Below are 12,757 nucleotides of genomic sequence, written 5' to 3' on the forward strand. Positions count from 1 at the left end.
CCATGGCAAAGAAGGCCAAGAACTTCAAGAAGTCCAAGACCGGCGTCTACGTCTCGCTCGCGACCACCGCGTTCGGTGCGATCAGCGTCGCGAAGCAGGCCAAGCTGGCCCGCACCGACAACGACATGCTGCGGCTGATCGACTCCGCCGTGTCCGCCGCCGCCATCGTTACCGGCCTGGCGATCCTCTACCGGGAGCTCAAGCGCCTGGGCGACGACGACGTCCTGCTGGGCTGAGAGGGAAAGTCTCACCGTGACTGTCACTGAACTGCTGTCGTACGAAGCGGCGCTCGCCGAGTACGACCCCGTCATGGGCCTGGAGGTCCATGTCGAGCTCGGCACCAAGACGAAGATGTTCTGCGGCTGCTCGACCGAGCTGGGCGCCGAGCCGAACTCGCAGACCTGCCCGACCTGCCTCGGTCTGCCGGGCTCGCTGCCCGTCGTCAACGCGATCGGCGTCGAGTCCGCCATCAAGATCGGCCTCGCGCTGCACTGCGAGATCGCCGAGTGGTGCCGCTTCGCCCGGAAGAACTACTTCTATCCGGACATGCCGAAGAACTTCCAGACCTCCCAGTACGACGAGCCGATCGCCTTCAACGGCTACCTGGACGTCCAGCTGGAGGACGGCGAGGTCTTCCGCGTGGAGATCGAGCGCGCCCACATGGAGGAGGACACCGGCAAGTCGCTGCACGTCGGCGGCGCCACCGGCCGTATCCACGGCGCGTCCCACTCGCTGCTCGACTACAACCGGGCCGGCATCCCGCTCATCGAGATCGTCACCAAGCCGATCGAGGGCGCGGGCGAGCGGGCCCCCGAGGTCGCCAAGGCGTACGTCGCCGAGCTGCGCGAGCTGATCCGCGCGCTCGACGTGTCCGAGGCGCGCATGGACAAGGGCCAGATGCGCTGCGACGTCAACCTGTCGCTGCGCCCCCACGGCACCAAGACCTTCGGCACCCGCTCGGAGACGAAGAACGTCAACTCGCTCCGTTCGGTGGAGCGCGCTGCCCGCTTCGAGATCCAGCGCCACGCCGCGGTGCTGTCCTCCGGCGGCACGATCGTGCAGGAGACCCGTCACTTCCACGAGGACGACGGCTCCACCACCTCCGGCCGCATCAAGGACAACGCCGAGGACTACCGGTACTTCCCGGAGCCCGACCTCGTCCCCGTCGCCCCGGCCCGTGCCTGGGTGGAGGAGCTGCGGGGCACGCTGCCCGAGCTGCCCCGGGTGCGCCGCAACCGGCTGCGCGAGGAGTGGGGCGTGTCGGAGCACGACATGCAGTCCATCCTCAACGCCGGCGCGGTCGACCCGATCGTGGCGACGATCGAGGCGGGCGCGGACGCGGCCTCGGCCCGCAAGTGGTGGATGGGCGAGCTCGCCCGCAGCGCCAACGAGCAGGGCGTGTCGCTCGAGGAGCTGGCGATCACTCCGGCGGACGTGGCCCGGGTCTCGGCCCTGGTCGCCGCCGGCGATCTGAACGACAAGCTGGCCCGTCAGGTCATCGAGGGCGTCCTCGCCGGCGAGGGCACCCCGGACGAGGTCGTCGAGAAGCGCGGTCTGAAGGTCGTCTCCGACGAGGGCGCGCTCGGCACGGCGGTCGAGGAGGCCATCGCGGCCAACGCGGCCATCGCCGACAAGATCCGCGGCGGCAAGGTCGCGGCGGTCGGCGCCCTGGTGGGCGCGGTCATGAAGGCCACCCGCGGCCAGGCGGACGCGGCGCGCGTGAAGGACCTGATCCTGGAGAAGCTGGGCGTCAGCGAGGGCTGATCCCCTTCTCGTACGGGCATGTGAACGGCCCCGCACCGGAGTTCCGGTGCGGGGCCGTCTCGCGTGCGGTTACCGCTTGAGGAGCGGGGCGGCGATGATCACGTACGCGTCCTGGTCGTAGCTGAGGGTGTCCTCGGCGCGGATGCGCAGCCGGAGGGCCCCGGCGACCGGGATGCTCTTGACGACCGGCTTCCCGAGCTGGACCGTATGGGAGAAGGATGCGGTCCGGTCGTCCACGGAGATGGTGATCCGTGCCTCTTCGGTCGGTGAGTCGTCGTCGATGCCCGCGGTGAACTCCAGGGTCTTCCACTTCCGTCCGAGGTCGAACTCCATGTACGACTCGTTGGAGCAACCGGCCGTGAAGGCCGAGCCGTGGTCCCGGGCGTTGAGCGTCGCGGCGGAGGTCACCGAGAAGCCGCCGAGTCCGTCGATCGGTGCGAGCCCGGTCAGGTCCGCCTCCTTGCTGTCCGGTACGGAGCCGGGGTCGCCGTCGGGCTCTCCGACTCCGCGGGGTCGGTGGTCTCCTCGCCGGGGGTCCCGGTCGTGGGCTCCTCGGAGGGCGTCGCTTCCGCGGTCGGTTCCTCGGGCGGCCGTCCGTCGGGGTCGCGGTCGTGGGATCGGACGTAGGGGAGGCGCTCGTCGTGACGGGGTTGCCGCCCTTGCCCTCGGTGCCCTTGTCCTCCTTGTCGCCGCGCAGTTGGACGCCGATCGCCGCGAGGACGGCGACCACCAGGACCCCGGCCACGGCCCCGATGAGCGGGGCCTTGCGGCGGCGGCGCGGTTCGGGTGCCCGGGGAGGGGCCGTCTCCGCCGCCGGGGACGCCGGGGGAGCCGTCGGCGGCCCGAAGCCGGGCGTGGGCGACGGTGGGCGGTTCGGCGGCGGCCTGCGGTACGGGGGGCTGCGGTACCGAGGCCTGCGGTACGGGGGGCTGCGCGGCCGCCACGGGCTGCGGGGCGACCGGCTGCGGTGCCACCACCGGCGCGGCCGCGGGCGGCGGAGGTGTCACCGGCAGGGGGGCGTCGACGGCTTCCGGGGCGGCGGGGCCGGGACCGCGTCCGCGACCGTCGCCGGGCGCGAGGTCGTCGTCGACACCACCCCGTGCCGTACGTCCTTCACCCAGGCCGACAGGGACAGCGGCCGCCGGCCCGGTTCGGCCGCGGCGGTGCTCAGCACCCGGTCCCGCTGCTCGGCCGGAAGCCCTGCGACCTGCGGCAGCAGGCCGAGCGCGGCCGCCGGCTGCTCGGGGGCGGTCGGCGGGGGCCCGCCAGTCGCGCAGGTCGAGGCCGTCGACATGGTTCATGACGAGGGCCAGGGCCCGGCCGGTGATCGGCCCGGACTCGCCGGACCGGTGGATCGGCGGCCCCTGGAAGTGCTCCCGTACGCCGACGACACCGGGCCGGTGGACGAAGCGCAGCAGCTCCGCCTGCTCGTTCCACTTCTGGCTGACCCGCTCGAAGACCTCGGGCGTGATGGTGGTCTTCGCGTCGAGGACCTTCACGACGACGGGCTCGGTACCACCGGCCAGCTCGATCTCGGCGAGATGGAGCACGGCCTCGCCGCCCCGCCCGATGGACCGCAGCAGCCGGTACCGGTCAGGTGCGGAGTCGGGCCCGATGTGGTGTGCCGTGTTGCTCGAATTTCCCCCAGGGCACAGTGATTGACAGAGAGTCAGCTTGCCGCTCCGACGGGTCCGCGGTCGACGCGGAGAGGGCCGGAGCGGAAGGGGAGGTCACTTGGACTCCTGTCACGTCCTCTTGGACGTTCACCACCGCGTCCCCGTCGGGTCTTCTTTCCGTCATCCCGTCTCACTACCGTCCCCGGCGTACCCCCCAATGGCTCGATGGCGAACCATTGGTCGTCGACTGGAGGTCGGTCTTGTCATCCGAGATGTCCCGCAGAAGGCTCCTCGCACTGGGCGGAGGCGCCCTCGGTGTTGCCGCGGCCGGCTCGTTGCTGCCGCCGTCGTTGCAGGCCGCGATGGCCGCGGAGCCGCCGGCCGGCGGGATGTCGGCGGTTCGGCACGTGGTGATCCTGATGCAGGAGAACCGTTCCTTCGATCACTACTTCGGCACCCTCCGCGGCGTCCGCGGCTTCTCCGACCGCAATGCCGTCGAGCTGCCCTCCGGCAAGCCCGTGTTCGAGCAGCCCGCCGCGCTCGGCCGGACCGTGCTGCCCTTCCCGATCCGCGGGGCCGCCGAGACACAGCAGAAGGACCTCCAGTACATCGGGGACCTCGACCACTCCTGGGGCGGCGGCGGCAAGGCCTGGCGCGACGGCTGGATGGACGGGTGGGTATCGGCCAAGACGGCCGCGACCATGGCCTACTACGACCGGCAGGACATCCCCCTGCACTACGAGCTCGCCGACACCTTCACCATCTGCGACGCCTACCACTCGTCCGTCCACACCTCGACGAGCCCCAACCGCAACCACCTCTGGTCCGGCTGGACCGGCTTCGAGGCCGACGGCAGCCGCGCCGTCACCAACGCCGCGTACGCCGAGGGCACCCACCCCGGCTACGGCTGGCCCACCTACGCCGAGCGGCTCGAAGCTGCCGGGCGCAGCTGGAAGACGTACACCGAGTGGGAGAACTTCACCGACAACAACATCGAGTTCTTCACCAGCTTCAAGAAGATCGCCCGCAAGGCGCTCGCCGCAACCGGCGGGCACACCTTCATGGAGTCCTTCTACGCCGCCGTCCGCGACACCGGCGACGCCGCCGAGCGCACCCGCCTCCTCGGTCTCCTGGAGGAGGGCGTGGCGACCCTCACCGACGCCGAGCGCTCCCTCTTCGAGCGCGGACTGCGCCGCGTCGAGAGCGGCACCCTCGCCGACGCCTTCCGCGCCGACGTCGCCGCCGGCACCCTCCCCGAGGTCTCCTACCTCGTGCCGTCCGCGATCGACTCCGAGCACCCCGGCTCCTCCTCGCCGATCGCCTCCGCGACCCTCGTCTACAAGGTGCTCGACGCCCTCGGCGCGCACCCGGACGTCTGGCGCCACACCGTCGTCCTGATCAACTACGACGAGAACGACGGCTTCTTCGACCATGTGCCGCCGCCGGTCCCGCCGGCCGGGAACACGGACGAGCGCTGGAAGGGCCTGCCCACCGGCCTCGGCATCCGCGTCCCGCTGCTCGTCGTCTCCCCCTGGTCGGTCGGCGGCTACGTCTGCTCCGAGACCTTCGACCACACCTCGGTGATCCGTTTCCTGGAGAAACTCACGGGCATCCAGGAGCCCAACATCACCCCATGGCGCCGGGCCGTCACCGGCGACCTCACCTCCGCCTTCGACTTCCGGCGGGGCCACCGGCAGCCCGACGTCGACCAGCCGGGGCCGATTCCGCCCTTCAGCGGCCGCTGGCGGCCGCAGCCCCCGGCCGTGCAGCGGATGCCCGTCCAGGAGCCCGGCGTCCGCCGCGCCCGCCCGCTGCCGTACCAGCCGGACGCCGCCGTGACCCCGGAGGCCTCCGCGGCCGGTTCCGTGCGCGTGGTGCTCAGCAACAAGGGGAAGGCGAGCGCGCACTTCGCGCTCTACCCGTACGCGGGTGAGTTCGCCGTGCCGCAGCACAAGGACGTCAGGGGGACGGGGGAGTGGACCGTCCCCGTTCCGGGTGATCATTACCGCTTCACGATCACCGGCCCCAACGGCTTCCGCCGCGAGTTCGAGGGGCCCGCGACCGGCGGCGCCGCGCTCGCCTCCCGGATCGATCACCACGACCGTGACCTGCATCTCACCGTACGGAACACGGGCTCGGCGCCCGTCTCCTTCACCGTGCGGCCGCTCGGGTACGTCGACGAGCACGACCTGGAGGACTGGACCCGCACCGTCACCGTGAAGCCCGGGAAGACCCGTACCGTCGTGCACTCGGCCGCCGACGCGCACGGCTGGTACGACATCGAGGTGACCGCGCCCGGCGGATTCCGCCGCCGGCTGATGGGTCACATCGAGAACGGCCGCGCGAGCGTCTCCGGCTGAGCACCCACGGTGAGCCGTTGTGCCCGGAGGGTCGGGACCGAGGTCCAGGACCTCCGTCCCGACCCTCCGGGCATGCCTGTGAGCATCGACACGAAACGGGCAAACGATCACGTTTGGCTGCCACAGTGGGCCCACATAGGTCAAGCGTTCTTTTTCGGGCTGTTCCCGCTGAAGATCCTCGAACCACCCAGGGAGCACGTCCTTTGGCAGCCATCGCACGGTGGTGCATCAAGCACCGCCTCGTCGCCGTCCTGCTGTGGCTCGTCGCCCTCGGCGGGGTCGGCACGGCGGCGGTCGTCGCCGGCAGCGCGTACTCCAACGACTACGAGGTCCCCGGCACCGAGTCCGGCCGTGCCACCGCCCTCCTGGAGCGCGGCTTCCACGGTCTCGGCGGTGACAGCGACACCATCGTCTGGCACACCGACAAGGGCAGCGTCCGCGCCGACGGCGTCGAGCGCCGCATGACCGCCATGCTCGACCAGGTCGCCGAGCTCCCCGGCATCGCCACCGTGACCTCCCCGTACGGCGACACCCGGGGCCAGGTCAGCGAGGACGGGCACACCGCCTACGCCACCGTCACCTTCCACGAGCAGGCCGACGACATCCCCGAGGCGCAGGCCCGGGCCCTCGTCGACACCGCGAAGGCCGCCGCGGACGAAGCCGACGGCCTCGCCGTCGAACTCGGCGGCAGCGCCGTCGCCCTCACCGAAGCCCCCGGCGGACACATCGCCGAAGTCGTCGGCGTCGCCGTCGCGGCCGTCGTCCTCTTCCTCGCCTTCGGCTCCCTCGCCGCCTCGGCGCTCCCCATCGCGACCGCGCTCGTCAGCGTCGGCATCGCCTACTCCGGGATCGTGCTCCTCGGCCATCTGATGACCGTCGCCGACTTCGCCCCCATGCTCGGCATGCTCGTCGGCCTCGGCGTCGGCATCGACTACGCCCTCTTCATCGTCACCCGGCACCGCAGAGGCCTGAAACGCGGCCTCTCCGTCGCCGAGGCCGCCGAGACCGCCGTCGCCACCACGGGCCGCGCCGTCGTCTTCGCCGGAGCCACCGTCTGCATCGCCCTCCTCGGCATGCTGATCCTGCGGCTCAGCTTCCTCAACGGCGTCGCCATCGCCGCCTCCCTCACCGTCGTCCTCACGGTGGCGGCCTCCGTCACCCTCCTGCCGGCGCTGCTCTCCCTCATCGGCATGCGGGCGCTGTCCCGGCGCGAACGCCGGACGCTCGCCGAGCACGGGCCGCAGCCCGAGCTGCCCACCGGCTTCGCCGCCCGCTGGTCCGCCTTCGTCGAGCGGCACCCCAAGCTCCTCGGGATCGTCGCCGCCGTCGTCATGGGCGTCCTCGCGCTGCCCACCCTCTCGCTCCACCTGGGCACCTCCGACCAGGGCAACGGCCCCGCCACCGCGACCACGCGGCAGGCGTACGACCTGATCGCCGACGGCTTCGGCCCCGGCGTGAACGGCCCCCTCACCCTGGTCGCCGGGCTCGACGGCGCCGACGACCGGGTCGCCCTCGACCAGCTGCCGGCCGCCCTGTCCGCCACCAAGGGCGTCGCGTCCGTCTCCCCGGTCGCGTACAACAGCTCCGGCGACACCGCCGTCCTCGTCGTCGTCCCCGATTCCTCGCCCCAGTCCAAGGCCACCAGCGAACTCGTCGACCGGCTCCGCACGGACGTCCTGCCGGCGGCCGAGAGCGGCACCTCGCTCGACGTGCACGTGGGCGGCGTCACCGCCTCGTACGACGACTTCGCCGAGATCATCATCGGCAAGCTGCCGCTCTTCGTCGGTGTCGTCATCGCGCTCGGCTGTCTGCTGCTCCTGCTCGCCTTCCGCTCCATCGGCATCCCGCTCAAGGCCGCCGCCATGAACATCGCCGCCGTCGCCGGTGCCTTCGGCGTCGTCGTGGCGATCTTCCAGTGGGGCTGGGGGAGCGAGCTCCTCGGCCTCGGCAGCGCCGGGCCGATCGAACCCTTCCTCCCGGTGATCATGGTCTCGGTCCTCTTCGGACTCTCCATGGACTACCAGGTCTTCCTGGTCAGCCGGATGTACGAGGAGTGGCTGGAGACCGGCGATAACCGGCGGGCGGTCCGGGTCGGCCTCGCCGAGACCAGCCGCGTCATCAACTCCGCCGCCGTGATCATGATCGCGGTCTTCCTCGCCTTCGTCCTCTCCGGCGACCGGGTCATCGCGATGTTCGGGATCGCGCTCGCGGCGGCCGTCGCCCTCGACGCCTTCGTGCTGCGGACGCTTCTCGTCCCCGCCCTCATGCACATGCTCGGCGGGGCGAACTGGTGGCTGCCCAAGTGGCTCGACCGCCTCCTGCCCCGGATCAGCATCGAAACGCCCGAGTGCCGCGAGGCCGCCGACGCGCGTGGGAAAATACCCGCTCAACGTGTGACGGCAGTGACGGCGGCCCCGGCTTCGGCCGAGGAGGAGAGGAACGACGGTGTTCGCGATATCGCTGGGTGACGACGGTGCGGAGCTGAGGCCCCTGGAGCCCTCGAAGGCCGCGGAGTTCCTCGCCCACATGGACCGCGGACGCGAGTTCATCGGCGAGCACATCGTCCTCCCCGACGTCGTCGCGGACCTCGACTCCGCCCGCTCCTTCCTCGGCACGTACGCCGAGAAGGCCGCGAACGACACCGGACGCATCTACGGCATCTGGACCGGGGGCACGCTCGTCGGCGGCGTCCTCTTCCGGACCTTCGACGCCACCTACGGCACCGCCGAGGCCGGCTGCTGGCTGGAGCCCTCCGCCGCCGGGAAGGGCCTGATCACCCGCGCCTGCCGGGTCATCATCGACTGGGCGATCGAGGAGCGCGGCATCCACCGCGTCGAGTGGCACGCCTCCGCGAAGAACGGGCCGAGCATCGCCGTCGCCCGCCGCCTGGGCATGACCCGCGAGGGCGTGCTGCGGGAGAACTACCCGCACCGCGGCGTCCGCGCCGACACCGAGGTCTGGGCCGTCCTGGCCCCGGAGTGGCGCGCGGCGAAGGCCTCGTAACCCGCTTTCCTCATACGGTTCTCATACGGGGCGCCTAGCGTGCCGCGCATGGACACGAAGACGACGACAGAGAAGACCGGCGAGAGCGCGGACGCCGCCGAGACGGCCGCGCCCGTCGAGGAGACGGCCGCGGTCGCGCTCGGCAAGCAGGACGCCGAACCGGCCACCGCCCCGATCGACGCGGACGAGGCCGAGAACGCGGACGAGGACGAGGACGACGAGCTCTCCGCCGAGGCGGCGGCTCCCGCCTCCGCCGGCATCGGCGGCGCCGCCGCGGCCGTGGTCTCCGCCGCTCTCGGCGCCGTCGCTCTCACCGGCACGTGGACCGGCAAGGTCGTCTCCGAGCGCGAGACCCTCCTCGGGCAGATCAAGACCTCCGGGTCCGGCACCCCGGCCCAGCAGATCTCCGAGATCTACGGCGACGCCTGGCACAGCACCGCCCTGGTCAACGGCGTCTTCGCGCTGATCGCCCTGCTCGTCGCCGTTCTCGTGCTCGTCCTCCCGGGGCGCCCCGCCTGGGTCCGCTCGGTCGCCGTCGCCGGTGCCGTCCTCGGCGGCCTGGGACTGCTCCTGTCGGTCGGCACCTACTTCGACCTGTTCCTGAGCCTGCCGACCGCCGGATCCTGACCCCTGAGGCAGCCCGGGGCGACGCCTAAGTCCCCCCAGGACCCGCCTAAGGACCCCCGTACCCCGAACATGCGGCACACGCCCGATGTGGTCGCACCCCCTGGGAAACGACAGTAGAGGCATCGCAAGGAGCGATACCGAAACCGCGAAGAACCAGGGAGCACCCGATGTTCGAGTACGAACTCCACCGCATGAACCACGCCCAGCTCGTCCGTGAGGCCGCCGCGCAGCGACTGTCCCACGAGGCCGCCGAGACGGTCGGCTCCGCCCGGGGCCTGCGCCGCCTCGGCCGCCGGAGCGGGAACAACGACGCGGAGGGGCGGGTGAGTGACGGCGGACGCGGTCGCTTCGTCCGGGCCGCGTGACCCCCGTATGGGCGATGGCATGGACGGCTGTGCGATGCTCGGCGCCGTGGAGACCAGGTCAGTCAGTCCCGTGTTCGTCGGCCGCGCCGGCGAACTCACCGCCCTCACCGAGGCGCTCTCCCGCGCGACCGCGGGGGAGCCCCAGGCCCTGCTCATCGGCGGCGAGGCGGGGGTCGGCAAGACCCGGCTCATCGAGGAGTTCCTCGGCACGGCCTGCGGACAGGGCGCCGTCGTCGCGCTCGGCGGCTGCGTCGAGCTCGGCGCCGACGGCCTGCCCTTCGCCCCCTTCGCCACCGCACTGCGCTCGCTCCGCCGCCGCCTCCCCGAAGAACTCGCCGCCGCGGCCGACGGCCAGCGGGCGGAACTCGCCCGGCTGCTCCCCGAACTGGGCGACCCCGGCAGCCACGAGTCCTCGGACGAGGACTCCACCGCACGCCTCTTCGAACTGACCGTACGGCTCCTGGAACGGCTCGCCGCCGACCGTACGATCGTGCTCGTCCTGGAAGACCTGCACTGGGCCGACGCCTCCACCCGGCACCTCCTCACCTACCTCCTCCGCACCCTGCGCCGCGGCCGCATCGTGGTCGTCGCCAGCTACCGCGCCGACGACATCCACCGCCGCCACCCGCTGCGCCCCCTCCTCGCCGAACTCGACCGGCTCCGCACCATCCGCCGCATCGAACTCGCCCGCTTCACCCGCACCGAGGTCCACCGCCAGCTCACCGGCATCCTCGCCGCCGAGCCCGACCCCGGCCTCGTCGAGGAGGTCTTCGAACGCTCCGACGGCAACGCCTTCTTCGTCGAGGAACTCATCGTCTCCCACGAGGCCGGCTGCGCCGCGGGCCAGCTCAGTGACTCCCTGCGCGACCTCCTGCTCGTCCGGGTCGAGACGCTCCCCGAGGACGCCCAGCGGATCGCCAGGATCGTCGCCGAGGGCGGCTCCACCGTCGAGTACGGGCTGCTCGCCGCCGTCGCCCGGCTTACCGAGGACGAACTCATCGAGGCCCTGCGGGCCGCCGTCGGCGCCAACCTCCTGCTCGCCGTCCCCGACGGCGACGGCTACCGCTTCCGTCACTCCCTGGTCCGCGAGGCCGTCAGCGACGACCTGCTCCCCGGCGAACGCTCCCGCCTCAACCGGCGCTACGCCGAAGCCCTGGAGGCCGACCCCGGGCTCGTCCGGGCCGACGAGCGCGCCAACCGGCTGGCCACCTACTGGTACCACGCGCACGACCCGTCCAAGGCCCTGCCCGCCGTCCTCAGCGCCTCCGTCGCGACCCGCAAGCGCCACGCCTACGCCGAGCAACTCCGCCTTCTCGAAAGGGCCATGGAGCTCTGGGACGAGGCCCCCGCGGAGATCCGCGGCTCGCTCCGGCCCATCGACTACGCCGAGGCCTACCCGGCCTGCGGCTGCGACCCCGAGACCGCCGCGCTCAGCTACCTCGACCTGCTCGCCGAGGCCGCCGTCGCCGCCCGGCTCAGCGGCGACCGCGAACGCGCCCTGAAGATCTGCAAGACGGCACTGCGCCTCCTCGACGACGCCGAGTCGGGCGACCCCCTGCGCGCCGCCTGGTTCTGGACCGAGCGCGCCCGCCTCCAGTCCAACCTCGGTCGCGGCGACGGCTGGGAGGAGATCGCCCGCGCCCAGGAACTCGTCAAGGGCCTCCCGCCGTCCGCCGTCCACGCCGTGGTCCTCGTCGGCGCCGCCGGCTGGGGCATGCTCCGCAACCCCGGACCCGACGCCCTCGCCGCCGCCGAACGCGCCGTCGAGTACGCCCGGCTCGTCAACGCCGAGTCGATCGAACTCAACGCCCGGCTCACCCTCGGCACCCTCATGACCGCCGCAGGCGACGTCGAGGCCGGCCTTGAGGAGATGCACGCGGTACGGGAACGCACCGCGGCCCTCGGCCAGTTCACCGAGACCGCCCGCGCCCACATCAACATCTCCTCCGCCCTGGAGTCCCTCGGCCGCTCGGCGGAGGCCGTCGAACTCGCCGACACGGGCCTCCGCGTCGCCCGCTCCTACGGACTCGTCGACAGCGTCGGCTGGGTCGAGGCCAACCGGGCCGAGTCGCTCTTCTCCCTCGGCCGCTGGGACGAGATCGGGGAGATCGCCGGACGCCTGCTCCGCTCGGCCACCAGCAGCAAGCCCCGCGGCTCGGCCTCCCTCCGCCTCGCCCAGCTCGCCGTCGCCCGCGGCGAACTCGCCGCGGCGTGCCGCCACCTCGCCGACGCCCGCGCCGCCTACGGCAGCCGCGACGCGATCCCTCAGTACGTCCTGCCCATGGCCCAGATCGAGATCGCCGTGGCCGCCGCGGAGGGACGCGTCGAGGACGTCCGGACCCAGCTGGCCGCCGCCGAGAAGGCGGGCTTCCCGCCCGGCACCCACCGCTACGGCTGGCCCCTCGTCCTCGCCGCCGTCACGGCCGAGGCCGACAGCCGGGGACTGCCCGCCGCCGACGAGGGCCGCGCCGAGGCGCTCGGCGTCGTCCGCCGCAGCGTCCGCCGCCTCGCCACCCCGGCCCCGGTCTGGGAGGCCTACTCCCGGCAGGTCTCCGAGGAGATCGCCCGCGCCGAGGGCCGCGAGACCGCCGCCCGCTGGGCCGAGGTCGTCGCCGCCTACGAACCGCTCGAACGTCCCCACCAGCTGGCCCGCGCCCGCCACCGCCTCGCCGACGCCCTGCTCGTCGAGGGCGGCCGCCGCGAGGAGGCCACGGCCCTGCTCCGGCAGGCCCACGCCACCGCGGTCCGACTCGGCGCCCGCCCGCTCCGCGAGGACGTGGAACTCCTCGCCGCCCGCGCCCGCCTCTCCCTGACCGAGGAGAAGCAGGCCCCGGCACCCGCGGAGCCGGGGGACGACACCTTCGGCCTCACCCCCCGCGAGCAGGACGTCCTGCGCCTCGTCGCGGCCGGCGACGCCGAGCTTGGCGAGGATGTTGGAGACGTGGACGCTGGCCGTCTTGGGTGAGATGAAGAGTTCCTCGGCGATCTGACGGTTGGTGCGGCCGGCCGCGACGAGGCGCAG

General features: G+C 72.5%; 11 protein-coding genes and 1 pseudogene. 9 read left to right on the top strand and 3 right to left on the bottom strand.

Translation table 11 applies throughout. From position 1 onward, the window contains the following. Nucleotides 1-2: 2 nt before the first annotated feature. Entirely contained in the window at nt 3-236 is a 234-nt protein-coding gene (locus AOK00_RS14870; RefSeq protein WP_055600787.1) for a hypothetical protein, read from the top strand. A 16-nt stretch (nt 237-252) separates the two neighbouring features. Further along, the gene (gene gatB, locus AOK00_RS14875; RefSeq protein ID WP_055600788.1) at nt 253-1,764 is read left to right on the top strand and encodes an Asp-tRNA(Asn)/Glu-tRNA(Gln) amidotransferase subunit GatB; all 1,512 of its coding nucleotides are present in this window, start codon (nt 253-255) and stop codon (nt 1,762-1,764) included. A 69-nt stretch (nt 1,765-1,833) separates the two neighbouring features. Here gatB and AOK00_RS14880 read toward each other — a convergent pair whose 3' ends face one another. Both AOK00_RS14880 and AOK00_RS39070 read right to left on the bottom strand, forming a co-directional pair. Further along, nucleotides 1,834-2,172 carry an NPCBM/NEW2 domain-containing protein gene (locus AOK00_RS14880; RefSeq protein ID WP_055600789.1) on the bottom strand — a complete coding sequence of 113 codons (339 nt, stop codon included), beginning with the start codon at nt 2,170-2,172 and terminating at the stop codon, nt 1,834-1,836. A gap of 595 nt (nt 2,173-2,767) precedes the next feature. Next, nucleotides 2,768-3,058, bottom strand: coding sequence for a hypothetical protein (locus AOK00_RS39070; RefSeq protein ID WP_159041767.1), 291 nt, complete (start codon nt 3,056-3,058; stop codon nt 2,768-2,770). Here AOK00_RS39070 and AOK00_RS39075 point away from each other — a divergent pair. From AOK00_RS39075 to AOK00_RS14915, 7 genes are all read left to right on the top strand, one after another. Next, nucleotides 3,057-3,422 carry a hypothetical protein gene (locus AOK00_RS39075; RefSeq protein WP_159041768.1) on the top strand — a complete coding sequence of 122 codons (366 nt, stop codon included), beginning with the start codon at nt 3,057-3,059 and terminating at the stop codon, nt 3,420-3,422. The genes AOK00_RS39070 and AOK00_RS39075 overlap by 2 nt on opposite strands. A 218-nt stretch (nt 3,423-3,640) precedes the next feature. Then, a complete protein-coding gene (locus AOK00_RS14890; protein ID WP_055600791.1) occupies nt 3,641-5,740 on the top strand; it encodes a phosphocholine-specific phospholipase C in 2,100 nt (699 codons plus the stop codon). 203 nt (nt 5,741-5,943) lie between these two features. Further along, nucleotides 5,944-8,208, top strand: a complete 2,265-nt coding sequence (locus AOK00_RS14895) for an MMPL family transporter (RefSeq protein WP_055600792.1) — start codon at nt 5,944-5,946, stop codon at nt 8,206-8,208. Then, a complete protein-coding gene (locus AOK00_RS14900) occupies nt 8,186-8,743 on the top strand; it encodes a GNAT family N-acetyltransferase (RefSeq protein ID WP_055600793.1) in 558 nt (185 codons plus the stop codon). The genes AOK00_RS14895 and AOK00_RS14900 overlap by 23 nt, the downstream gene beginning before the upstream one ends. A gap of 48 nt (nt 8,744-8,791) precedes the next feature. Next, a complete protein-coding gene (locus AOK00_RS14905) occupies nt 8,792-9,370 on the top strand; it encodes a hypothetical protein (protein WP_055600794.1) in 579 nt (192 codons plus the stop codon). A 167-nt stretch (nt 9,371-9,537) separates the two neighbouring features. After that, a complete protein-coding gene (locus AOK00_RS14910) occupies nt 9,538-9,735 on the top strand; it encodes a hypothetical protein (protein ID WP_055600795.1) in 198 nt (65 codons plus the stop codon). Between the two features lie 34 nt (nt 9,736-9,769). Next, nucleotides 9,770-12,700: an AAA family ATPase gene (locus AOK00_RS14915; RefSeq protein ID WP_173861565.1), complete on the top strand. Its 2,931-nt coding sequence runs from the start codon at nt 9,770-9,772 to the stop codon at nt 12,698-12,700. On the opposite strand, the pseudogene AOK00_RS41405 reads toward AOK00_RS14915, so the two are convergent. Continuing rightward, nucleotides 12,686-12,757 (bottom strand): annotated as a pseudogene (locus AOK00_RS41405) (LuxR C-terminal-related transcriptional regulator); the annotation flags it as partial. The gene AOK00_RS14915 and the pseudogene AOK00_RS41405 sit on opposite strands and share 15 nt — an antisense overlap.

It is taken from the genome of Streptomyces aureus (assembly GCF_001418135.1).
In the GTDB taxonomy this organism is placed as follows: domain Bacteria; phylum Actinomycetota; class Actinomycetes; order Streptomycetales; family Streptomycetaceae; genus Streptomyces; species Streptomyces aureus_A.